Genomic DNA, 23,063 nt, shown 5'->3' on the forward strand with positions numbered 1-23,063 from the left:
CAGGCATGGGTTTTCCACGGGAACGGGCTTTCATTCCTCCAATGAACGACCACAGGCACGGGTTTTCCTCCGGCACGGGCTTTCATTCCTCTTATGAACGACCTCAGGCACGGATTTCCCACGGGAGCGGGCTTTCATTCTTCTTATGAGCAACCTCAAAAGCCGCGGCTGGGCAGCGATTTCTTCGATTTAATCAAACGTTTGATTAATAAACATCTCCCAAGCAAATTGTTTCATATTGAACAAAATACCATTCTTTCAAGGCCGTTGATGTCGTTTACTATTTCGACTTTGCTGCCCGGGAACGTGTTACTGAATAGCGCTGAAACTTCCACTCCCTGCCCGCTGCCGATTTCAAATCCGATCAGGGCCGGCCTGTTTACTGCACGGGGGAGCCCCTCCATAAAGCGGCGGTAATAATCAAGCCCATCTTCCCCGCCAAACAGAGCTGTTTCCGGGTCATGGTCCTTCACGACAGGAGACAAATCTTCCCGGTCGCGGTTCGGTATATATGGGGGATTAGACAAAATCACATCGAATGTTTCACCCTGCAGCAAAAATGGCTCCAGCAAATCCCCCTGTACAAAGCGAATATCCGCCTGCAAATCTGCTGCATTATCCTTTGCAACCGTCAGCGCTTTTGCTGATAGATCAGTTGCACAAACAGAAAGCGGCGGGCATTCCAGTTTCATGGTAATGGCGATAATTCCGCTGCCTGTCCCAATATCCGCCAGTTTAAGGCTTTTTTTTGCGCCGAAATACCGGCCTATTCTCCGGATGGCCCCGTGCACCAATTCTTCTGTTTCAGGGCGCGGGATCAGCACATCCCGATTGACACGGAATTTGCGGCCGTAAAAATAGGCATAACCCATGATATGCTGGACCGGTACGCCCTCTCCATGGGCATGCACGGCTTTATTAAAGTTTTCCCGGACTTCATCCGCTAGCGGCATTCTTAAATTGGCCAGCAAGTTTGTCCGGCCCATGCCGGTAAAATGTTCAAGCAGCAGCTCGCTGGCATTGGCATCACGGCCTTTTTTGGTTAAAAAAGAAGAAGCCCATTGCAAGGCTTCATACACTTTTAATGGGGCTGCCATTACTCGTTCACACTTTCAAGCTTTTTCGATTGGTCTTCCAAAATCAATGCATCGATGATTTCATCGAGTTTTCCCTGCAGGATCTGGTCCAGCTTTTGGATAGTCAAGCCGATTCTGTGGTCGGTAACCCGGTTTTGCGGAAAATTATAAGTGCGGATCCGTTCGGAACGATCACCTGTTCCGACAGCGGATTTCCTGTTGGCATCGTATTCGGCCTGCGCCTCCTGCTGGAATTTATCATAAATGCGGGCGCGCAATACCTTCATTGCCTTTTCTTTATTCTTAATTTGTGATTTTTCGTCCTGGCAGGAAACCACGATCCCGGTCGGAATATGGGTCAAACGGACAGCTGACATTGTGGTATTAACACTTTGCCCGCCCGGCCCGCTTGATGCAAAAGTATCGACCCGGATATCTTTTTCATTAATGTCGACTTCCACTTCTTCAGCTTCCGGCAGCACTGCAACCGTTGCTGTTGATGTGTGAATACGGCCGCCTGACTCCGTTTCAGGCACGCGCTGCACCCGGTGCGCACCGTTTTCAAATTTCAGCCTGGAAAAAGCGCCTTTTCCATTGACTATAAAGATGATTTCTTTGTATCCTCCGATGCCGGTCGTATTGGCTTCAATGACATCAACTTTCCAGCCCTGCGATTCGGCGTAACGTGTATACATGCGGTATAAATCACCCGCGAACAAAGCCGCTTCGTCACCCCCGGCCGCACCGCGGATCTCGACGATGACGTTTTTATCGTCGTTCGGGTCTTTTGGCACAAGGAGGACTTTCAAGCGTTCTTCATACTCAGTGATTTTACCTTCCAGTTCACTGATTTCTTCCTTTACCATTTCTTTCATTTCCGCATCCAATTTATCATTAAGCAGGGATTTTGCATCCTCAAGCTGCTTTTGAATTTCTTTATATTCACGATAAACTTGAACCGTTTCTTGTATATCCGCTTGTTCCTTCGAATATTCCCTTAACTTTTTCGGGTCATTGACGATATCAGGATCGCTTAAAAGTTCATTTAGCTTTTCATATCGGTCTTCCACCGCCTGCAAACGATCAAACATCAAACCCCACCTCATTTCACCTTCATTTATCCCCGCCGGTGCTGCGGGATGTACAAACCGTACCTTTGCCGCCTGTCACAGGCCACATCAAATTTATTATAGTATATGCACTGCAAAACATAAAGCGAAACATTGACAATCGAGGGCACCCGGAGCCGACTGCAACGCTACTGTGCTTCAATTTTTACATACATATCGTACTGGGGCAGGGCTTTCAGCAATCGGCGCCAGATGATGCTTTCTTTTTCCATTCTTTCACGGTGGTTCAGCCTGTACGTTGTATGAATATCGATCCACATATCTTCCCCGTTGACCATTACAGAGCGGGGGGTATAACCCTTCATTTCCCAAATGATTGCTTTTGCTTTTTTAATATCTGCCGTAACTGACGCTTCTCCGGCTTGTTGATTGTTCAAAGATTGCGGGGACTCTTCCGCCTCATGCGTTCCGAGCTGTTCTGTTTGTATCCGGCGTTCAGATGAAGCAGCACCGTCATTTTGGTTTTCTTTTCCGCATCCGCCGGCGATGATTCCGGCCGCGATGATCAAAACGAACCATTTTGGCATAAAAAAACACCTCCCTGCCCAATAGATTTCCCGCATGGAAGGTGGTTTATTTATGTAATGGCTGCAAACTTAGATCGGCGGATGGTCATGGCATTTCCGGCAAACCGGATAATACGAATCATTGCCGCCGATTTGGATCTGGTCACCCGTGTATACCGGTTTTCCATTTTCATCGATCCGCAGATTCATGGTAGCCTTTTTCTCACAAAACCAGCATATTGTTTTCATCTCTTCAATTTTATCCGCATAGATCAGCATATATTTGCTGCCTTCGAACAGCTCATTTTGAAAATCATTTTTCAGGCCGAATCCCATGACAGGAATATTGAATTGGTCCACAATTTCCGCCAATTGCAGTACATGTTCTTTTTTAAGGAATTGGACTTCATCAATCAAAACACAGTATGGCCTTGGATGGCAGTTACGGACCATATCAACCAGATTCGTGTCATCAAAAACGGGAATTGCTTTCCTGCGCAGCCCGATCCTGCTTGAGACATAACCGACCTCATCACGTGTGTCAATTCCGGATGTAAAGATCAGCACAGGCTTGTTTTGTTCCTCATAATTATGGGCCACTTTCAAAATCTCAATCGATTTTCCGCTGTTCATTGCGCCATACTTGAAAAATAATTGCGCCATTGCTTTAGCTCCTATCATCAAATAAAAAAACAGGCAACCGTTAAAGCGCCTGTTTTTTGGATGCTCTTCTTATTTAAGGCCGTATTTTTTGTTGAAGCGGTCAACACGTCCATCGGCAGTCGCAAATTTTTGGCGTCCTGTATAGAATGGATGGCATTCAGAACATACTTCAACGCGCAACTCGTCTTTTACAGAACCACTTTCAAATTCATTGCCGCATGCGCATTTTACCATAACTTTTTTATAATTTGGATGAATTCCTGCTTTCATTCTTTTCATCTCCTTAATGCCCTGAGTCATTTCGAAACAGAGTTGTATATTTTTACGGGTGTCAGTCCTGCCCAGTAAAATTTCTAAAACACACTGTGATTATTATAACAAGTCCCCAAATGAAATGCAAGATTGCAAACCGTAAAAATAGTTGCCTTAATTTACCAGCCGCAAACCTATAATATTCGTTTCCCTGATGAGGTTTTTAATTCTGCTTTGATCATATCGACAAACTCATCATTTGTTTTGGTTTGTTTCAATTTACGCAAGAATTTCTCGGCAAAATCCGGGGAATCCGACATTGACTTGCGGATCGCCCACAGTATTTCTAAATGTTCTTTTGACAACAGCAGTTCTTCTTTCCGGGTTCCGGAACGGCGAATATCGATTGCCGGGAAAATCCGTCTTTCGGACAAGGCCCTGTCAAGATGGAGTTCCATATTCCCTGTTCCCTTAAATTCTTCGTAGATGACTTCATCCATGCGTGAACCGGTATCGACAAGGGCGGTTGCCAAGATTGTCAGACTGCCGCCTTCTTCGATATTACGGGCGGCTCCGAAGAACCGTTTCGGGCGGTGGAATGCTGCCGGGTCAATCCCGCCTGAGAGCGTGCGGCCGCTTGGCGGGATCACCAGGTTATAGGCGCGGGCCAGACGTGTAATGCTGTCCATTAAAATAATGACATCCCGTTTATGTTCAACCAGGCGCATTGCCCGCTCCAATACAAGTTCCGCCACTTTGATATGGTTTTCCGGCACTTCATCAAATGTTGAACTGACGACATCCGCGTGTACAGAGCGTTCAATATCCGTCACTTCTTCCGGCCGTTCATCAATAAGCAGCACGATCAGTTCGGCTTCAGGATGGTTGACTGTAATTGAATTGGCAATCTCCTTTAACAGCATCGTCTTTCCTGCTTTCGGAGGGGCAACAATCAAACCGCGCTGCCCGAAGCCAACCGGTGTAATCAAGTCCATAATCCGGGTGGAAAGCTTAGAAGGAGACGTTTCAAGATAAATTTGCCTGTTCGGATACAGCGGCGTTAAGGCCGGAAAGTGCACCCGTTCCTTCGCTGTTTCCGGGTTAAAACCGTTGACAGCTTCGACATGCAATAAACCGTAATAGCGTTCATTTTCTTTTGGCGGGCGGACTTTCCCGGAAACTTTGTCGCCATTGCGCAAATCAAAACGGCGGATTTGGGATGCTGATATATAAATATCCTCAGAACTTGGGGAGTAATTAATCGGCCGCAGGAAACCAAAGCCTTCCGATTGGATAATATCAAGAACACCTTCCATAAAGAAGTAACCCTCCTGCTCCGCCCGCGCTTTTAAAATCGCAAAAATTAATTCTTTTTTCGTGAGTTTGCTATAATAGGAAACCTTGTACTCACGAGCCAATGCATACAGCTCTTTTAATGTCATATTTTCTAAACTTGAAATTGATAAACCTTCCATAAAAACACCACACTTTTTAAATTCCCAAATGGGTCGAACGAAGCAATGCCTTCTTTCGATCTCTTCAAATATTGTTTGTTTTCAAACAAAACAATACATGATTTAAAAGCTTCGTCCTCAACATCTCACATAAATGAAACGATATAAATCAATCGGAAAAAGACCATCCTTTAGAAAAGAGTTGTGAAGGCAAGTTGAGTATCCTTAAAATTTTTCATTAGGGCGTAGCACATGAGTTTTCTGCTGCAAAGAGGCTGATTTGCAGCATATACGTCTATGGAGCCGTTACCATGTACGGAGTAAATTGAAGACAAAAAATCATGAATGTTGAAAATGAACAATAGGATGTATAAATAAAACCATATTCATTTTAACCCTACTATGTCAAAAGAATCAACAAAAAAAGGGAAGATATAAAAAATATTCGGGAAGGCGAAAAAAAATGAAGGAAGCCGCAGCTCTGTCATTGAAGAAGGAAGAGAGCCGCAGCAGGATAAGCCAGGATCATCATGAATTCTCGAGGTGCTCAATTTCTTTTTGAGACATGCCTTCTCTCCATATTGTTGCGCCAAGTCCGTTTAGTTTTTCGACAAGATGGCTGTAGCCGCGGTCAATATGTTCCACACCTGTTACCTCTGTTATCCCTTCTGCCATTAAACCGGCAATGACAAGCGCCGCGCCGGCCCGCAGATCGCTTGCTTTTACTTTCGCCCCCTGCAGGGTAACAGGACCGTTTATGATCGCCGAACGGCCTTCTACTTTTATATTGGCGTTCATTCTTCTTAACTCGTCAATATGTTTAAAACGGGCTGAGTAAATGGTATCGGTCACAATAGAGGTCCCTTCCGCCCTGGTCAATAACGATGTGAAAGGCTGCTGCAGATCTGTCGGAAACCCCGGATATACAAGGGTTTTAATATCGACAGGCTTTAATTTGCCCGATTTTCCAATCCAAATTTGCTCGTCACTGGCATCTACCGGGACACCCATTTCTCTCAGCTTAGCTGTCAGGGATTCTAAATGCTGGGGAATGACATTATCGATCAGCACCCCTTCTCCGGCTGCCGCAGCCAGGATCATAAATGTCCCCGCCTCGATCCTGTCTGGAATTATGGTGTGCCTGCATCCGCTTAAATGCTCAACACCTTCAATGCGGATCACATCTGTACCTGCACCCTTTATGTTTGCGCCCATATTGGTAAGAAGGGTTGCGACATCGATAATCTCCGGTTCTTTTGCAGCATTTTCAATAACCGTTTTACCTTTTGCGCGGACAGCCGCCAGCATAATATTGATGGTTGCGCCGACACTCACCACATCCAAATAAATCCGTGCTCCTCTTAATTCCTCCGCGCGCAAATAAATAGCCCCTTGTTCATTGGTCACTTTTGCACCCAACGCTTCAAATCCCTTTATATGCTGGTCTATCGGCCTCGGCCCTAAATGGCAGCCGCCGGGAAGCCCGATGACCGCTTTTTTGAACTTGCCAAGCATAGCCCCCATCAAATAGTAGGAAGCCCTTAGCTTTTTTACCTTCCCATTTGGAAGCGGCATTGAAATCATGTTGCGGGGGTCAACTGTAATTTCTCCGTCGCGGGAGGTAACAGTCCCTCCGATCTCTTCCAGCAAATCCGTTAGCGTTTGAACATCGGATATGTCAGGCAAGCCTTCAATTGTTACAGGGGACTCCGCCAAAATCGTTGCGGGAATGAGGGCAACCGCACTGTTTTTTGCACCGCTGACTTTAATGGTACCCTTCAGGGGATAACCTCCTGCAATCTTTAGCTTTTCCATTTTAAGCTCCCTTTCTTGGCGAGATTATGGAAGTTTATTCCAACCGTCGAAAAGTAAGTATTAAGCTTAGTATAAACCATTTTTTAGAAAAACATGTAATAATATTTATGGAAATCCCAGCAACAGGATAGCCTGTTCATTAATAAATCATAACCCAATCTTAGTAAAAGGGGAAATAAATCGCGATGAAAAGAATTTTTCATTGCAGCCAGGGAAAGATTGGCCGTAACAGCTGCCAGTATTCCCTATCCATTTACCAGCCTTGGTTTCATCAAGATGTGCAGTATCCGGGAAAAATTTCGTTTTTATCACGTCTCCCTCTATCGGCTGTTGTACCTATTTAAATATACCATGTGTTTCGCCATAAGTTCAGAAATCCGTACGAAACGGATTTCATTATCACATACTTATTGGACATCCGGATATGAAATTCCTGCAGAAAAAAGAAAAAAGCCCGGCATATGGAATCCATGATGGAATCCATGCCAGACCTTTTTTCTGTACCTGCCTTACGCTTTTTGTGAAGAACCAAATTCTTTGATTTTGCCGATAACCGTTTGTTTAATGGTTTCACGGGCTGGTCCGAGGTATTTACGCGGATCGTAAACTTCTTTATCCGCAGCCAATACTTCGCGGACTGTTTTCGCAGAAGCAATTTGGTTTTCAGTGTTGACATTGATTTTTGACGTTCCTAAAGAAATTGCTTTTTTGATATCAGCTTCAGGAATACCAGTACCGCCATGCAGCACTAAAGGCATGCCTGTAATCTTGCTGATTTCTTCCATTTCTTTGAAGCCCAGGTTTGGTTCGCCTTTGTACGGGCCGTGAACGGAACCAAGTGCAGGTGCTAAAGCATCGATTTTTGTTGCGTCAACAAGTTTTTTACATTCTTCCGGGTCAGCATAGATGATGCCTTTTCCGACAACATCGTCTTCCTGGCCGCCGACCGTACCCAGTTCAGCTTCAACGGAAACACCTTTTGCATGTGCGTATTCAACCACTTTAGAAGTGATTTCAACATTTTCTTCAAATGGGTGATGTGAAGCATCGATCATAACAGATGTGAATCCTGCATCGATTGCTTTTTTGGCATTTTCAAAGCTTGAACCATGGTCCAGGTGGATGGCAACCGGAACAGTGATATTCAAGTCTTCCATTAATCCTTCAACCATTTTTACTACTGTTTTGAAACCGGACATATAACGTCCTGCACCTTCAGAAACTCCGAGGATGACCGGAGATTTTTCCTCTTGTGCTGCTTGAAGAATCGCTTGTGCGTACTCCAGGTTGTTCACGTTAAATTGGCCTACAGCATACTTACCTTCTTTTGCTTTATTGAGCATTTCTGTCATAGAAACTAAAGGCATGAATCTTCCTCCTTATCATTCGAGCCAAAAGGATTGTTCAAACGAAATTTCATTTTTATGATAAACAATCTTTTTAACTTCATACTTGTATATTTACAATTTCTTTTCCATCATAACAAACTGCTCTAAGATTTACCAATGAACATTATTTGTCGAATGAAAGAAATAATATTGCTAAAATTCCCGTGCTTTAAAATTATTGCGCTTCATCCGCTTTCATGGGCAAATATTTTTTTGCTGCCTGGCGGATATCATTAATATCGAACGGCTTGGCGAAATGGGTTAACGCCCCTAAGTCTTTTGCTTCCTGGATCATATCGAGCTCACCGTATGCCGTCATGATGATCACCCGGATATCGGGTTTGATTTCTTTCAGCCGTTTTAAAATTTCGATGCCGTCCATTCCCGGAATTTTCATATCAAGAAGGACAAGGTCGATCCGGTGGTTTTTTGCAATATCAAGAGCCTGCACACCATTTGCCGCCTGAAAAGTTTCGTAACCTTCTTTTTGGAGCACTTCTGTCAATAAAATACGAATGCCAAACTGGTCGTCAACAATTAAAATATTAGCCTGTCTCATCGTTTCCCTCCATCACATAGATCATCTTACGTCCAAATTCTTTATGTACTTTTTGGCTTTTCCATCCTCCACTTATATTTATTGTATATCCCTTATTTCTCCTTCGGGGTATTTTTTTCCTTCTTTACAAATGGTAAATGGGATGATCCTGTCATTCAGGTAAACGAGATGCGTTCATTTCTTTTCAATGAAACAATCGAATGCGCGCTTGGCCGTATTTAAAAGATTCACTTTGATCTGCCGCGGGATACCGGTCGCAATCGAAAGGGCGCCTGCAGACAAGCGCCCTGATTTCAATTGATTGTAAAATTAACAGCTTGGATAAATTTCCACTGATCGCCACCGCCATCCTGGATAATTTTCCCGCTATATAATTTGTTTCCATTCGACATGTCAAAGATATAGAAAAGATTCGTTTTTTCTTCAAAGTTATTCGGAATCAGCACAAATGCCTTGCCATTTTTTATTTTTACCATCATGCCGGAACCCTTATCCGGATGTTGAAAATGGAGGGTGCTGTCATGCTTTAACAGTCCGTTCTCCGCGTCATATTCGGTAACCCGTAAGCCGTTTTTCACCGAAGCCGAAATATAGACGCTCTTATTATTGTAATAATAAAACAACTCATCCACTTGGTTTACCGGAAAGTCCTTTGGCAGTTGCAGCTTCTGCCGCTTTCTTGTATTCAGTTGATAAACATATGCATCTCCGGTCTTTGCTATCCCTTCATTGTCAACTTTCTCCTCATGGAAAGCCACAATCCCGGACGGTACATTTTCCGTGGTTTCTGACATTGGAATAGGATCAACTTTGTATTTTCCGGTGTCCGATCTGCTTGCAATAAGATCGTCTCCGGACAATTTCTTTTCTGGTAAAAGAATGCTGTAAACATGGATACCGGAATTGGCATCAGCTACAATTTTAAGCTGATTGCCAAACTTTTGCACGTCCCATACCGAAAGATAAGACCTCTCGGAAAGGTTTGGAATTTTGATACGAATGGTTTCAGACTTCCTGCTTTTTTTATGGAGGATGTCTATATCAAAACCCTTCAATCCTTTATATTGCGAGTGCACATAGGCAATGATCCGCTTATCTTCATAAAAGCCTAAAGTATCCGTTTTACCTCTCATAAAGCGCGGATACTGTGTTTCATTATGCCGGTACCAGGATGGATGCTCATCTTCTCCAGGCCGGGGAGTGGTGAATAACGATCCTTCACCCATATACTTGCTGCCTGCAGAGGTGATGGATAATGAATAATTGATTTGATTGTCCCGCTGATAATAAGCCGGGAATTTAATATCCTGAACTTCTTTTTCATTTCCGCTTATTTTCTTTAAAAGAAAATTGGGTTTGTTTGCATGGGCTGCTACGGTATAAAAAGTTGAAATGGACAAAATAATGAAGACTGTAAGCAGCAATAAAGTCTGGTAACGTTTCATGGTATCCCCTCCTCACACCGTTATTTTATTTTTGATGAGATAACCGCCTAAAAGAATGGAACACGCCGCTATAACAATATCCACAATGATCTCTGCCCACAGGAGTTCGACCGGATACAAATAACCGGGGATGAGCCACTCGGAAATCAAAATCGGCGCAAGGAATACGGCCAAAGCAAGAATGCAGTACAGTACCCCGAGCACGATGCCTTTTATACGAAAGCTTCTCTCAAATAAAATCGCAGTAAAAACGACCAGCACGGCTGAGATCCCTAACCCGTAATACAAAAGAAAATCAATCGCTGAATTGGGAAGCAGCAGCTGCAGATAGTCAAAATTTTGCACAGCCTCGACGACCGTCATATCCAATCTGTAAACAGATGGGGTTATACTGTTAAAGAAAAGGCGTTCTACTGGAAGTAAAATGACTTGAAGGGCAACGAACCCGAGCACCATGATCAATATACTCGCTGCTTTTGCCAAAAACACATTCAATCTTTCTGTCGGAAGCATCAACAGGCGGTAAATAAAGGTATGTTTGCCAAACCAATCGCGGTACCAAATAAGAAAAATGTAAAACAGAATCGCAGCTGCGCAAAGGGCGATCGGTCCCATAAACCACATCGTTTGAAAACATTTCACTAAACTGATGGTTCCATACTCTTTTACGTATTCAAGCTTTGAAAGGGATTCATGAAACATTAGCTCATTTGCGCGTTTTACGTAACCATATACCTCCAGAAAAATTGCGGTAAATTGTAAGACTGCTGTCATCAGCATGAGCGTAAAATACACTTTCGCAAAACGGTTCATTTCAAAGTTTACGAGTTTGACAAAGTTTTTCATGGCCGGTATACCTCCCTCATCATATCGACAACTGACTTCCCTTCACTGATTCGGATATCTTCGGTGTAAAATTCCTTTAAAGCTTTTCCGTCCCCTAACAGGACCACCTTGTCGAGCAAATGCTCTATATCGTTAATTTCATGCGTGGTAATCAAAACGCCGCGATCTTCGACAAGGTTGCTCGTAAACACCTCCGTAATTTGCTCACGGCTGAAAATATCAATGCCCGAGAACGGTTCATCCATTAATACATAGTCCACATCAAGGGCCAGGCCGAGCATTAAATTTGTTTTTGCCGTATTGCCTTTGGATAATTCTCCGATACGATCGTTTTCATTCAGCTTAAAAAAATGAAGCAGATCCGCCGCGCGCTGCCCATTCCAATTTTGATAAAAATCCTCCATAAATGACATAGCCTCTTTGATTCTCATGCGTGGCAGCATAATTGGCGCATCCGGGATAAAGGTGATTTTTTCGTAAATATGTTTGCCGTACGGCTGTCCGTCTATTAATATTTTTCCGCTATTCACCGGGGTGAGGCCTGAAATTGCTTTTAATGTTGTTGTTTTCCCGGTGCCATTGATCCCGATTAAGCAGGTGATTTCCCCTTTTTGGGCCGTAAAAGAAAGGCCGTCCAGTACTTTTTTCCGTCCGTATCTCTTTGTAACGCTATTGACCTCGATCATGTTTTTCCCCCCTTACACTCTCATGTATCGCGTTTTAACCATTTCAACTAACTCTTCCGCGGGAATTTCCATCGGGCGAATGGCTTCAATAAAGGTTTCGAGCGCAGCCTCGATCAGTTCTTCCCGTACCGATCCCAGTACCGCCTTGTCCGTCGTAATCCGGCTTGGAAAATTGCGTTCTGTATGGATCAAACCCTGCTCCTCCATTTCTTTATAAGCTCTTTGAGCGGTATTTGGATTAATTTTCAGCATTGCCGCCAATTCCCGCCTTGACGGAATCTCCTGGCCCGCCTCAAGCCTCCCTGATGCAATCTGCTCTTTAAAATATTGGATCACTTGAATATAGACAGGATCGCGGTTGTTCCATTTTACATTCACATTCATTTTATCGCCCCCTATCTTTCTGCCATCCGCACCTTGAACCCGCATTTGGCCTTGTATTAAGCACTTAATACACCAAGAACAAGCTAATGTATTAATACATCGATACGCCTGATAGCTGTATTATATCGTTCATACACGAGAAGGTCAATCCGTTTTTTGTCTTTTTTGTAAAAAAATAAGCCGCTATTAAGCGGCTTACTCTGTTTATTCCCGATTTGTCTTTAGCGATGCTTCAATAAATCCTTTGAATAATGGCTGCGGGCGTGTCGGGCGCGATGTGAATTCAGGGTGGAACTGAGAAGCTACAAACCATGGATGGTCTTCCAATTCGATGATTTCAATCAAACGGCCGTCCGGGCTTGTACCCGAAAACACAAATCCGGCATTTTCCATTTGCTCGCGGTATTGGTTATTGAATTCATAACGGTGGCGGTGGCGTTCATAAATTACTTCATCTTCATAAACATGGTGCGCTTTTGTGTTTTTTACCAATCTGCACGGAAAAAGCCCGAGCCGTAATGTCCCGCCGAGATTTTCAATTTCCTTCTGTTCCGGCAGAAGATCAATCACCGGGTATGGTGTATCCGGTTTGATTTCCGACGAATGTGCCCCATTGAGGCCGAGCACATGGCGTGCAAACTCTACAGAAGCCAGCTGCATGCCGAGGCAGATGCCAAGGAACGGAATTTTGTTTTCGCGCGCATATTGAATGGATAGAATTTTCCCTTCAATCCCGCGGTCACCGAAACCGCCCGGCACTAAAATTCCATCTGCACCTTTTAAAATTTCAGCAACATTTTCCTGGTTCACATGCTCGGCGTTGATCCAGTCAATTTCAATATCTGCATCAAACTGGTAGCCGGCGTGTTTCAATGCTTCAACAACAGAAAGATAGGCATCCTGCAGGGTTACATATTTACCGACAAGCGCAATTTTCACCGTTTTGGAAAGATGTCTTACACGCTCAACCAAACCTTTCCATTCTTCCATGTCCGCTTCCGGGCACTGCAGTTTCAAATGGTCGCAAACAAGCTGATCCAATTTTTGTTCCTGCAGCATCAACGGGATAGAATATAATGTATCCGCGTCAATACACTCAACCACTTCATCCGGTTGGATATCGCAGAATAGCGCAATTTTGTCTTTCATGTCCTGCGAGATCGGCTGCTCTGTCCTAACGACAATGACATTTGGCTGGATGCCGAGGCTTCGCAATTCTTTTACGCTGTGCTGGGTTGGTTTTGTCTTCATTTCGCCGGAAGCTTTTAAATACGGAATGAGCGTACAGTGGATGTACATGACATTATCGATGCCGACATCTGTTTTGATTTGCCGGATGGCTTCAAGGAACGGCAATGACTCAATATCGCCGACCGTCCCGCCGATTTCTGTAATGACCACATCCGCGTTTGTTACTTTGCCGGCGCGGAAAACGCGTTCTTTGATTTCATTGGTGATGTGGGGGATGACCTGTACGGTTCCGCCGAGATACTCGCCGCGCCGTTCCTTGCTGAGCACTTCTGAATACACTTTCCCCGTTGTCACACTGCTGTATTTTGTTAAATTAATATCAATAAACCGTTCATAGTGGCCCAGGTCAAGGTCTGTTTCCGCCCCATCATCCGTCACAAATACCTCACCGTGCTGGTACGGGCTCATCGTTCCCGGGTCCACATTGATATAGGGGTCAAATTTCTGAATGGTAATATTTAATCCGCGGTTTTTCAGCAAACGCCCTAAAGACGCAGCCGTAATCCCTTTCCCTAACGAGGAAACTACCCCGCCTGTTACAAATATATATTTTGTCACGTGTTGTCCCCTCCTGTAATTTATCATTATTGTTCACCATAAAATTGGGGTTCATCCGCTTTTTTAAAGGCTTGTCCGGGAAGCAGAGAACTTCACGGCTGCCGGCATGGAAAGATCCTCCGAAAGCCTGCCTCTTCAGGTGCCATATAAAAACAAAAAGCCCCTCTTACAATGGCTATTGCAAGGGGGAGCTTGTTTATTACGATCTATTTTGTCCTTTTCAAAGGAGCCCAAATAACATACTACCTGTGTCACGTTAAGAAGTCAAGCCTTATTCTTTGTTTTTGCCGCTGTCGCCGTCTTCTTCATCTTCTTCATCATCATCATCGTCATCGTCAATATCATAGTCGTCCTCTGACAACAGTTCCTCATCTTCAACCGTTTCGTCGTCATCATCAGCATCATCGAAATCGTCGGAATCCGCCAGTTCGTCTTCATCGATCAAATCTTCATCGTCTTCATCTTCATCGATGAACTCGTCATCGTCCGTAAGTTCATCCACTTCATCAAAATCCAAATCTTCTTCAAGTGAATCATCGTCATCATCGTCTTTTTTCGTAACTTTTGCCTTTTTCTTCTTCTTCTTCGTTTTCACCGTATGGGTGACTTCTTCATCAATCTGGTCAACCGGATACCATGCCCGCAGCCCCCAATTGTTGTCTCCCAAGCTGATGAATCTCCCATCAATATTCAGTTCTGTATAAAATTGGATCATCCTGCTGCGTAATTTATCCGGGGACAATTTTAATAAGCTGCCGATTTCTTTAACTAAATCCTGGAAAGGAATCGTTTGTTTCTTTTCTTCTAATTTTTGTTCGGCTATTTCAATAAAAGACATTTCATCCAGTTCTTCTTTTGGCAATTGTCGCAAACTCAACCGTTGCACACCCTTTCTTAGTTAAACATATTTTATGCAGGTAAAATGGCAAGGTACTTAAACCGCCCTTATCGTCTGAAATTCGGGCCTGGCAATTTATAAAAAAACATATTTACCATTATAAACAAATTCAAAACATTTATGCTAGCCCCAAGGCCCCTTCCGGCGGTTTTTATTCCGCACTTTCGGGATTTGGGGAAAAATCATTTGATACGCGATAAAAAATAATAGAAAAGAGAGAATAAGCAAAGGGATGGCACCGAGTTCTCTTTTATATAAAAAATACCCGATCATAAGAAATAATACAAGACCGGTGCATTTCAGAATAATTTTTAGTAAAGAAGACAAAATTGCCACATCCCTTTAGAAAAAATAAGCGATGTGATTTTAGCTGATTCATCGCATCAGTCTTATAATGGCTATTTACCTTGTTCATTTTACCTCTATCCTGTTAAATTACACAATACAAAACCAAAATAATTTTTTTAAATGCTGAATATCACGGTATTACACATAAAAAAACCGGTATCAAACCGGTTGTTTCTCTGCCTTTTTTAATTTTCCAGCCGATGAGAGCCCCTCCGCTTTTCTTGATCCGGTTTTTTAACGGATGGGAACCACATGGGCCCAATCCGCATTCCGGTTAATCTCTTGTCAGCATTCTTGAAATGACAAGCCGTTGAATCTCCTGGGTTCCTTCATAAATTTGTGTGATCTTGGCATCCCTCATGAAGCGTTCGACCGGATAATCTTTTGTATAACCATAGCCGCCAAAAACTTGTACCGCTTCCGTTGTCACTTTCATCGCTGTATCGCCAGCAAATAATTTCGACATTGCCGATTCTTTGCCATACGGAAGGCCGTTGGATTCAAGCCATGCCGCCTGATAGGTTAAAAGCCTTGCAGCTTCAACAGCCGTCGCCATATCGGCCAGTTTAAAAGAAATACCCTGATTGGCTGCAATCGGTTTGCCGAATTGCTTTCGTTCTTTTGCGTAGGCCACTGCTGCATCGAGTGCGCCCTGGGCAATCCCGACTGCCTGTGCAGCAATCCCGTTGCGCCCGCCATCCAGCGTCATCATCGCGATTTTAAAGCCATCGCCTTCATTTCCCAATCGGTTTTCTGCCGGTACCTTGCAGTCTTCGAAAATAATTTCCGTTGTCGGGGATGAACGAATGCCCATTTTCTTTTCTTTCTTGCCGACGGAAAACCCCGGAAATTCTTTTTCAATAATAAATGCACTTGTGCCGTGATGCCTGCTCCCTGGATCTGTTAACGCAAAGACAATATAAATATCCGCCACGCCGCCATTTGTGATAAAAATTTTCGAACCGTTTAAAATATAAACATCCCCTTCCAGGCGCGCAGTCGTAGTCATTCCTCCTGCATCGGATCCCGATCCCGGTTCTGTCAGGCCGTAAGCACCGATTTTTTCCCCCCGGGCAAGCGGTACAAGGTATTTCTTTTTCTGTTCTTCGTTTCCAAATTTATAAAGCGGCCAGCCCGCAAGCGAAGTATGTGCTGATAACGTTACACCCGTTGACGCACAAACACGTGATAATTCCTCTACTGCAATGCAGTAGGCCAAAAAATCGCTGCCGATCCCGCCGTACTGCTCCGGCCACGGAATTCCGGCCAGCCCGAGGCCGGCCATTTTATCAAAAATGGTGCGGTCAAACCTTTCCGCTTCATCGCGTTCAGCCGCTGTCGGCGCCACCTCTTTTAAAGCAAAGCCGCGCACCATTTTCCGAATCATTTCATGTTCTTCACTAAGACGAAATTCCATTACTCCTGCCCCCAATTGTTATAAAGATTTCTAAATGAAAGCAGATACGGAATGAGGAATCCGGCCTGTTCCATATTGGCGCCGCTAGCGCAAAAGCTGGTTGCTGATGACAATTTTTTGCACTTCGCTGGTGCCTTCGTAAATTTGCGTAATTTTCGCATCACGAAAATACCGTTCAATCGGGTAGTCCTCCATATAACCGTATCCGCCAAATATCTGCAGCGCTTCAGCAGCTGTATCGACAGCCGTTTGCGAAGCCAAGAGCTTGGCCATCGCCGCTTCTTTCCTGCAGTCAAGCCCGCGGTTTTTCAAATCACAAGCCTGGTAGACAAGTAGTTTACTGGCTTCAATTTTTGCCGCCATATCGGCGAGCTTGAATCCTGTACCTTGAAACTCATGGATCGGGCAGCCGAACTGGCGCCGGGTTTTGGCGTATTTCAACGCCTTCTCATAAGCGCCTTCTGCAATACCCAAAGCCTGGGCCGCAATCCCAATCCGGCCTGCATCCAAATTGGACATCGCAATCTTAAACCCCTGCCCTTCTGCGCCGATTCGGTTTTGTGCCGGCACCGGCATATTTTCAAAATGGAGTTGAACCGTTCTCGAGCCGTGGAGACCCATCTTTTTTTCATCTTTTCCAATTCGAAAGCCGGCGGCCCCTTTTTCGACAATAAAAGCAGTGATCTGCCCGCCTTCTGTTTTGGCGAAGACGATATAGGTATCCGCCTCGCCCCCGTTTGTAACGAACATCTTTGAACCGTTAAGAATATAAGCATCGCCCTGTTTTTCAGCCCTTGTACCAAGGCTTCCTGCGTCCGACCCGGCATTCGCCTCAGTCAGGCAGAAAGCGCCTAAATACTTTCCGCCCGCAAGCTTCGGCAAGTACCTGGCTTTCTGCTCTTCACTTCCAAAATAGAGAATCGGATTGGTCCCCACGGAAGAATGGACAGATAAAATAACGCCGATTGCTGCACTCACTTTTGAAAGCTCATGGACGGCAAGGATGCAGGATGTAAAATCCAATCCGGCGCCCCCGTATTTTTCAGGCACTGTGATCCCCATCAACCCGAGCGCCGCCATCTTTTTGAGAATCTCCCTCGGAAACCAGCCCGCCTCCATCTTGCCAATCAGTGGTGAAATTTCTTTCTCTGCAAAATCGTGCACCATTTTTTTCATAGACAGCTGTTCATCCGTAAACTTGAAGTTCATGGTTTGGCCCCCTTTTACAGGTGGTTAATCATACGGATAAATATCAGTGGTTTTTTTCTCATTCCCCATTGATGAATATCTGAACAAAGGCTAAGATCGAAGACTTCCTGTTGCACCGCCACCTGCGGCCTGCATCTTTTCAGGCCTATCCAATCGAACCCTTACTTCACTTCAATCATGACGGCATCGCCCTGTCCGCCCCCGGAGCAAATCGCTGCAATTCCGATTCCGCCGCCGCGCCGTTTTAATTCATAGGCAAGTGTTAAGATGATCCTTGTACCGCTTGCCCCAATCGGATGGCCCAATGCAACCGCGCCTCCGTTCACATTGACTTTTTCCAAATCAAGATTGGCAATTTTACTGCTGGCGAGCGCTACAGCAGCAAACGCCTCATTCACTTCAAACAAGTCGATGCCATCCAGCTTTTTGCCTGTCTTTTTCAGAATTTCACGGATGACCAAACCCGGCGTTTGCGGGAAGTTTCCGGCCTCAACAGCAACGGCGGCATGGGCGAGAATTGTTGCAAGCGGTTTTTTGCCTTCTTTTGCCGCACGTTCTTCGCTCATGAGCACAAGTGCAGCTGCCCCGTCATTTACACCCGGCGCATTGCCCGCGGTAATCGTTCCGGCGTGATCAAAAGCCGGCGGCAGCTGTGCCAGTTTTTCTATTGTTGTGTCAGGGCGCGGCGGTTCGTCCGTTTCAACGATTTGTGCAGCCCCTTTTCTTTGCGGCACTTCAACCGGTACAATCTCTTCAGCAAATTTGCCCGTGCGGATCGCTTCCAATGCCCTTTGATGGCTTCTAAATGCCCACTGGTCTTGAAACTCCCTTGAAAGTTCAAGTATCTCTGCCGTCCGGTTTCCATACGTCCCCATATGCACGCCGGAAAACGCACAGGTCAGGCCGTCATGCACCATCATATCTTTCAATTTTACATCGCCCATTTTCAAGCCCCATCTTGCTTGCGGCAGAAAATAAGGCGCATTGGACATAGACTCCATGCCGCCGGCTACAATCACTTCCCCGTCCCCGGAGCGGATGATTTGATCCCCCAGCGTTACGCTCCGCATTCCGGAGGCACATACTTTATTAACCATCTCCGTTTTTACTTCCCATGGGAGGCCGGCGTGTCTGGCAGCCTGCCGCGATGGAAGCTGGCCCTGACCGCCTTGCAAAACATTTCCCATGATGACTTCATCAACATCCCCAGCCGCAGTATTTGCCCGTTTCAATGCCGCTTTAATGGCTATTCCGCCTAACTGGGATGCAGTCAGGCTGCTCAATTTTCCGCCAAATTTTCCAAAGGGCGTCCTTGCCCCTGCCACAATCACCGTCTTCAAATCCATTTCTCCCCTTTTTGCTATTTTTTGAAAGCGCAACCAAAACCAGGTGCTCGTTTACTTGCTTAACTGGCAAATTCCCGCATGGTTTTAACACGGAAAAAATGGCGGAGATCAGTTGCCAAACCCCAGCTTTCCTTGGCTTCCAAGTTTGCCGGTCTCCGCCATTTGTTCGTGTTGGTCTATGTGGTTACGAGGCAGCGGTCTCCTTCCCCGGGGCGCCGCAAACCGAACGTTCCAATATTTCGGCTACATCCATTGTTTGAACTTGATCTTCCACTTCTTTAGCCTTCGTGCCATCAGAAAGCATCGTGAGGCAGTACGGGCAGCCGGCACTGATGATGGTCGGGTTGACAGCCAGCGCCTGCTCTGTACGCGCGACATTGATTCTGTGCCCGGTATCCTCTTCCATCCACATGAGGCCGCCGCCTGCTCCGCAGCACATTGCCGATTCGCGGTTGCGTTCCATTTCCACCAGTTTCACGCCCGGAATCCTCTTCAAAATTTCACGCGGCTGTTCGAAAATTTGATTGTATCTTCCAAGATAGCAGGAATCATGGAAGGTCACCGTTTCATCCACTTCATACCGCGGTTTTAAGCGCCCCTCTTTTACAAGCTCGTAAAGTACTTCTGTGTGATGGTAAACCTCCCCTTCGAAGCCAAAGTCGGTATATTCCTTTTTGAAACTATTGTATGCGTGCGGATCAATCGTTACGATTTTTTTTACGCCATTTTTTTGGAATTCAGCAATGTTCTGCGCAGCAAGTTCCTGAAATAAGAATTCATTTCCAAGCCTGCGGGCCGTATCGCCTGAATTTTTTTCTTTATTGCCAAGGATTGCAAACTTCACACCTGCTTCATTGAGCAGCTTCGCAAACGAAATGGCGATCTTCTGGCTGCGGCTATCGTAAGAACCCATGGATCCGACCCAGAATAAATACTCGAATTCTTCCCCCGCTTTTTTCATTTCTTTTACGGTTGGCACTTGAATATCTTCGCGGCCGCCGCGCCAGTTTTCACGTTCTATCCGGTTCAGCCCCCACGGATTTCCCTGGCGCTCGATATTTTGCATCGCCCGCTGTGCATCCGGGTTCATTTTTCCTTCCGTTAAAACCAGGTAGCGCCTGAGGTCAATGATTTTATCAACATGTTCATTCATAACCGGGCACTGGTCTTCACAGTTCCGGCATGTTGTGCAGGCCCAGATTTCTTCTTCTGTAATCACATCGCCGATCAGGCTTGGCTGATACGAAAGCGCGGCGGCAGCTTCTTCAGCGCCCCGGCTCGCAGCTGCCATTGCCAGCTGGTTGCCTTTTGTATGAGAAAAGGCAAATGCCGGAACCCACGGCTGTTTAGACGTTACCGCTGCACCGTAATGGGTAAGATGGTCCCTTAGTTTGACAATCAGATCCATTGGTGACAGCATCTTGCCGGTGCCGGTCGCCGGGCACATATTCGTGCAGCGCCCGCATTCCACACAAGCGTACAGATCGACAAGCTGCAGCTGTGTAAAGTCCTGAATTTTACCGACGCCAAAGCTTTCCTGGGATTCATCTTCAAAATCAATCGGTTTTAATTTACCGGTTCCATCAAGCCGGTTTAAGTAGACATTCGCCGGTCCCGCAATCAGGTGTGCATGTTTGGACTGCGGAACATACACAAGAAACGAGAGCAGGAATAATAAGTGGAACCACCATGCGGCATAGAAGACAACGGCTGCGGCTTGCGGCCCGATCCAGCCGAATGCAGATGCAATGGCCGATGCAACCGGCTCCGTCCATGATAATTCCCCGCCGTGCCAGATCAGCCCCATCCCGCTGCCGATCAGGACTGACAACATTAACCCGCCGATAAAAATGAGGACCAGGCTGGATTTCAATCCCCGTTTTAAACGCACAAGCTTTTCAATATAGCGGCGGTAAAACGCCCAGCCGACTGCAAACAGGATCATCAGTGTGACAATCTCCTGAAAGAATGTAAACCCCGGATAAAACGGCCCGAGTGGAAGATGGGAATGCGGCGCAAGCCCTCTCCAGATAAAGTCAATGGCACCGAATTGGACCAAAATAAACCCGTAAAACATCATCACATGGATGGCGCCGCTTTTTTTATCTTTGAGCAGCTTTTTTTGCCCGAATACATAGATCCATATTTTACGGAGCCGCTCTTTTACATTGTTGTCAAATTCCTGTTTTTTCCCCAACTTGATGTACTGGACCCTTGTTTTGACGAGGTAAGCAAACAAATAAATGGCGTAAGCGGTTACAGATAAGAACGCAATCCAGTTTACCCATAATAAAATGTGCATATTTCTCCCAACACTCCCTTCAATGACCTATGCTGCAATCTAATTTTCCGAATCTTGCTTACTCCCATTATATAATGAATGAACGTTCAGTCAATCCTTTTCTGCCATTTTTTTAAAAATTTTATTTGATAGGATCAGTTTCACTTTGCCCGCTATTCATTACGATGTTGAAATTTTAACCGTTGATTTTTCAGTGGCAGATATAGAACGGCCGTCTTTTGGGCACAATAACATTCCAACAGCCCCTCCCGACTAATACTGATAAAGCGAGGAAAATGATATGTTCTTGCTCTGGGCCATCCTAATCTGTGCAGCATTGATCCTATTGCTCATTGCCGACTTTAAACTTGGAAAAAAAAATTCCTGCAGCAAATACCATAAAAGACAGTACCCTGTCCGCAACGGCCGCCTGGCGATTTACACAAACGGCCACCAGCTTTTCGCGCAATATTTTTCAGACATCAAACAAGCAACTTCCAGCATTTATATCATGTTTTATATTGTAAAGAACGATGCGATTGGCCGCGAGTTATTCCAGCTGCTGGCAGAAAAAGCACGCGAAGGAATTGAAGTCAAAGTATTGCTTGACTGGGCAGGGAGCCGCGGGGTTTCGAAAAAAATGATGTCACAGCTGAAAAGAGCGGGCGCCACGATCGCTTACAGCCACCGCCCGTCATTTCCCTGCTTGTTTTTCTCACTGCAGCAGCGGAATCACCGGAAAATTACCGTCATCGATAAAAAGATCGGCTATCTTGGCGGTTTCAACGTCGGAAAAGACTATATCAACGGAAACCCGAAATTATCCCCTTGGCGTGATTACCATTTATCCATCACGGGAGGAAGCATCCAGGACTTGGAGCATGAATTTATTTTAAATTGGAATCAGGCAAACAAGCATAACCGGTTGCAAACCGGTTCGGGACCATCCCATGGGCAAGAAGCCGGAGATACCGCCCACCGGATTGTCCCGACAGAAGGCATCTTCCTTGAAAAAATGCTCTGCACGATCATTGACCAGGCCCGTTCAACCATTTTTATCGGCTCTCCCTATTTCGTGCCTTCCCCAAGACTTGAAAAGAAATTGGAAGCAGCATTGGAACGCGGGGTGCGGCTCACCATCTTAACGCCAAAAACACCCGACCATGTCCTTGTAAAAGAGGCTGCCTATTGTTATTTCCGTACCCTGCTGCAAAAAGGCGCGCATATTTACCAGTACAGGCCCGGCTTTTATCATGCCAAAATCGTGGTTGTCGACCAGGCTGTCTGTGACATCGGCAGCGCAAACTTTGACCGCCGCAGTTTTCTCCTGAATCATGAGGTGAACTGCCTGATCTATGACCCCCGGTTTATCAAAGAAGAGGTTTTACCGATTATAGAAACGGATCTCAGCCATGCAAGCCTGCTCACCCTTCATGATTTAAACCATGTTGGATTTCCGGCAAAAATGAAAGAATGGGCCGCAAAAGCCGTCGCCGATTTATTGTAAAAAAAAACACCCGTCCAATCTTCCCTGGATGGGTGTTTTGATGG

General features: G+C 45.4%; 20 protein-coding genes. 1 reads left to right on the top strand and 19 read right to left on the bottom strand.

The features are described from left to right. Positions 1-233: 233 nt before the first annotated feature. From prmC to C232_RS0103330, 19 genes are all read right to left on the bottom strand, one after another. On the bottom strand, positions 234-1,097 hold the full coding sequence (gene prmC, locus C232_RS0103220; RefSeq protein WP_018661216.1) for a peptide chain release factor N(5)-glutamine methyltransferase: 864 nt from the start codon (positions 1,095-1,097) through the stop codon (positions 234-236). Beyond that, positions 1,097-2,167 carry a peptide chain release factor 1 gene (gene prfA / locus C232_RS0103225; RefSeq protein ID WP_018661218.1) on the bottom strand — a complete coding sequence of 357 codons (1,071 nt, stop codon included), beginning with the start codon at positions 2,165-2,167 and terminating at the stop codon, positions 1,097-1,099. The genes prmC and prfA overlap by 1 nt, the downstream gene beginning before the upstream one ends. Positions 2,168-2,334: 167 nt before the next feature. Further along, positions 2,335-2,733: a hypothetical protein gene (locus C232_RS0103230; RefSeq protein WP_018661220.1), complete on the bottom strand. Its 399-nt coding sequence runs from the start codon at positions 2,731-2,733 to the stop codon at positions 2,335-2,337. Positions 2,734-2,802: 69 nt separating this feature from the next. Continuing rightward, positions 2,803-3,375: a thymidine kinase gene (locus tag C232_RS0103235; protein ID WP_018661222.1), complete on the bottom strand. Its 573-nt coding sequence runs from the start codon at positions 3,373-3,375 to the stop codon at positions 2,803-2,805. 69 nt (positions 3,376-3,444) lie between these two features. After that, positions 3,445-3,645 carry a 50S ribosomal protein L31 gene (gene rpmE / locus C232_RS0103240; protein ID WP_018661225.1) on the bottom strand — a complete coding sequence of 67 codons (201 nt, stop codon included), beginning with the start codon at positions 3,643-3,645 and terminating at the stop codon, positions 3,445-3,447. 176 nt (positions 3,646-3,821) lie between these two features. After that, a complete protein-coding gene (gene rho, locus C232_RS0103245; protein WP_018661227.1) occupies positions 3,822-5,102 on the bottom strand; it encodes a transcription termination factor Rho in 1,281 nt (426 codons plus the stop codon). A gap of 507 nt (positions 5,103-5,609) precedes the next feature. Further along, on the bottom strand, positions 5,610-6,896 hold the full coding sequence (locus C232_RS0103250) for a UDP-N-acetylglucosamine 1-carboxyvinyltransferase (protein WP_018661229.1): 1,287 nt from the start codon (positions 6,894-6,896) through the stop codon (positions 5,610-5,612). Between the two features lie 509 nt (positions 6,897-7,405). Continuing rightward, the gene (locus C232_RS0103255; RefSeq protein WP_018661231.1) at positions 7,406-8,263 is read right to left on the bottom strand and encodes a class II fructose-bisphosphate aldolase; all 858 of its coding nucleotides are present in this window, start codon (positions 8,261-8,263) and stop codon (positions 7,406-7,408) included. Positions 8,264-8,459: 196 nt separating this feature from the next. Continuing rightward, entirely contained in the window at positions 8,460-8,843 is a 384-nt protein-coding gene (locus C232_RS0103260) for a response regulator (protein ID WP_018661233.1), read from the bottom strand. Positions 8,844-9,136: 293 nt separating this feature from the next. Beyond that, entirely contained in the window at positions 9,137-10,288 is a 1,152-nt protein-coding gene (locus C232_RS0103270; protein ID WP_018661236.1) for a hypothetical protein, read from the bottom strand. A gap of 12 nt (positions 10,289-10,300) precedes the next feature. Next, entirely contained in the window at positions 10,301-11,134 is an 834-nt protein-coding gene (locus C232_RS0103275) for a hypothetical protein (protein ID WP_018661238.1), read from the bottom strand. Then, positions 11,131-11,820, bottom strand: coding sequence for an ABC transporter ATP-binding protein (locus tag C232_RS0103280; protein WP_018661239.1), 690 nt, complete (start codon positions 11,818-11,820; stop codon positions 11,131-11,133). The genes C232_RS0103275 and C232_RS0103280 overlap by 4 nt, the downstream gene beginning before the upstream one ends. Positions 11,821-11,832: 12 nt before the next feature. Next, entirely contained in the window at positions 11,833-12,204 is a 372-nt protein-coding gene (locus C232_RS0103285) for a GntR family transcriptional regulator (protein ID WP_018661242.1), read from the bottom strand. A 204-nt stretch (positions 12,205-12,408) separates the two neighbouring features. Next, positions 12,409-14,013 (bottom strand): CTP synthase, encoded by a 1,605-nt coding sequence (locus tag C232_RS0103290; RefSeq protein ID WP_018661245.1) that lies wholly within the window; start codon positions 14,011-14,013, stop codon positions 12,409-12,411. A gap of 271 nt (positions 14,014-14,284) precedes the next feature. Continuing rightward, positions 14,285-14,890 carry a DNA-directed RNA polymerase subunit delta gene (gene rpoE / locus C232_RS0103295; RefSeq protein ID WP_018661247.1) on the bottom strand — a complete coding sequence of 202 codons (606 nt, stop codon included), beginning with the start codon at positions 14,888-14,890 and terminating at the stop codon, positions 14,285-14,287. Between the two features lie 643 nt (positions 14,891-15,533). Then, entirely contained in the window at positions 15,534-16,676 is a 1,143-nt protein-coding gene (locus tag C232_RS0103310; protein ID WP_018661253.1) for an acyl-CoA dehydrogenase, read from the bottom strand. Positions 16,677-16,760: 84 nt separating this feature from the next. Then, positions 16,761-17,885, bottom strand: a complete 1,125-nt coding sequence (locus C232_RS0103315) for an acyl-CoA dehydrogenase (protein ID WP_018661255.1) — start codon at positions 17,883-17,885, stop codon at positions 16,761-16,763. Between the two features lie 161 nt (positions 17,886-18,046). Next, complete coding sequence (locus tag C232_RS0103320) at positions 18,047-19,225, bottom strand: acetyl-CoA C-acetyltransferase (RefSeq protein WP_018661257.1); 1,179 nt, start codon at positions 19,223-19,225, stop codon at positions 18,047-18,049. Between the two features lie 190 nt (positions 19,226-19,415). Beyond that, entirely contained in the window at positions 19,416-21,533 is a 2,118-nt protein-coding gene (locus C232_RS0103330) for a 4Fe-4S dicluster domain-containing protein (RefSeq protein WP_018661259.1), read from the bottom strand. Between the two features lie 280 nt (positions 21,534-21,813). On the opposite strand from C232_RS0103330, the gene C232_RS0103335 reads away from it, so the two are divergent. Then, entirely contained in the window at positions 21,814-23,019 is a 1,206-nt protein-coding gene (locus C232_RS0103335) for a phospholipase D-like domain-containing protein (protein WP_018661261.1), read from the top strand. The last annotated feature ends 44 nt before the right edge of the window (positions 23,020-23,063 follow it).

Source organism: Heyndrickxia acidiproducens DSM 23148 (genome assembly GCF_000374345.1).
GTDB lineage: Bacteria > Bacillota > Bacilli > Bacillales > Bacillaceae_C > Weizmannia > Weizmannia acidiproducens.

Bases quoted from the DNA above. Each gene is read 5' to 3' on its own strand.
- C232_RS0103235 (WP_018661222.1), bottom strand. From the start codon at position 3,375: ATGGCGCAATTATTTTTCAAGTATGGCGCAATGAACAGCGGAAAATCG.
- C232_RS0103230 (WP_018661220.1), bottom strand. From the start codon at position 2,733: ATGCCAAAATGGTTCGTTTTGATCATCGCGGCCGGAATCATCGCCGGC.
- C232_RS0103285 (WP_018661242.1), bottom strand. From the start codon at position 12,204: ATGAATGTGAATGTAAAATGGAACAACCGCGATCCTGTCTATATTCAA.
- C232_RS0103310 (WP_018661253.1), bottom strand. From the start codon at position 16,676: ATGGAATTTCGTCTTAGTGAAGAACATGAAATGATTCGGAAAATGGTG.
- C232_RS0103260 (WP_018661233.1), bottom strand. From the start codon at position 8,843: ATGAGACAGGCTAATATTTTAATTGTTGACGACCAGTTTGGCATTCGT.
- rpmE (WP_018661225.1), bottom strand. From the start codon at position 3,645: ATGAAAGCAGGAATTCATCCAAATTATAAAAAAGTTATGGTAAAATGC.
- rho (WP_018661227.1), bottom strand. From the start codon at position 5,102: ATGGAAGGTTTATCAATTTCAAGTTTAGAAAATATGACATTAAAAGAG.
- C232_RS0103275 (WP_018661238.1), bottom strand. From the start codon at position 11,134: ATGAAAAACTTTGTCAAACTCGTAAACTTTGAAATGAACCGTTTTGCG.
- prmC (WP_018661216.1), bottom strand. From the start codon at position 1,097: ATGGCAGCCCCATTAAAAGTGTATGAAGCCTTGCAATGGGCTTCTTCT.
- C232_RS0103255 (WP_018661231.1), bottom strand. From the start codon at position 8,263: ATGCCTTTAGTTTCTATGACAGAAATGCTCAATAAAGCAAAAGAAGGT.
- C232_RS0103315 (WP_018661255.1), bottom strand. From the start codon at position 17,885: ATGAACTTCAAGTTTACGGATGAACAGCTGTCTATGAAAAAAATGGTG.
- C232_RS0103330 (WP_018661259.1), bottom strand. From the start codon at position 21,533: ATGCACATTTTATTATGGGTAAACTGGATTGCGTTCTTATCTGTAACC.
- C232_RS0103280 (WP_018661239.1), bottom strand. From the start codon at position 11,820: ATGATCGAGGTCAATAGCGTTACAAAGAGATACGGACGGAAAAAAGTA.
- prfA (WP_018661218.1), bottom strand. From the start codon at position 2,167: ATGTTTGATCGTTTGCAGGCGGTGGAAGACCGATATGAAAAGCTAAAT.
- C232_RS0103270 (WP_018661236.1), bottom strand. From the start codon at position 10,288: ATGAAACGTTACCAGACTTTATTGCTGCTTACAGTCTTCATTATTTTG.
- C232_RS0103250 (WP_018661229.1), bottom strand. From the start codon at position 6,896: ATGGAAAAGCTAAAGATTGCAGGAGGTTATCCCCTGAAGGGTACCATT.
- C232_RS0103335 (WP_018661261.1), top strand. From the start codon at position 21,814: ATGTTCTTGCTCTGGGCCATCCTAATCTGTGCAGCATTGATCCTATTG.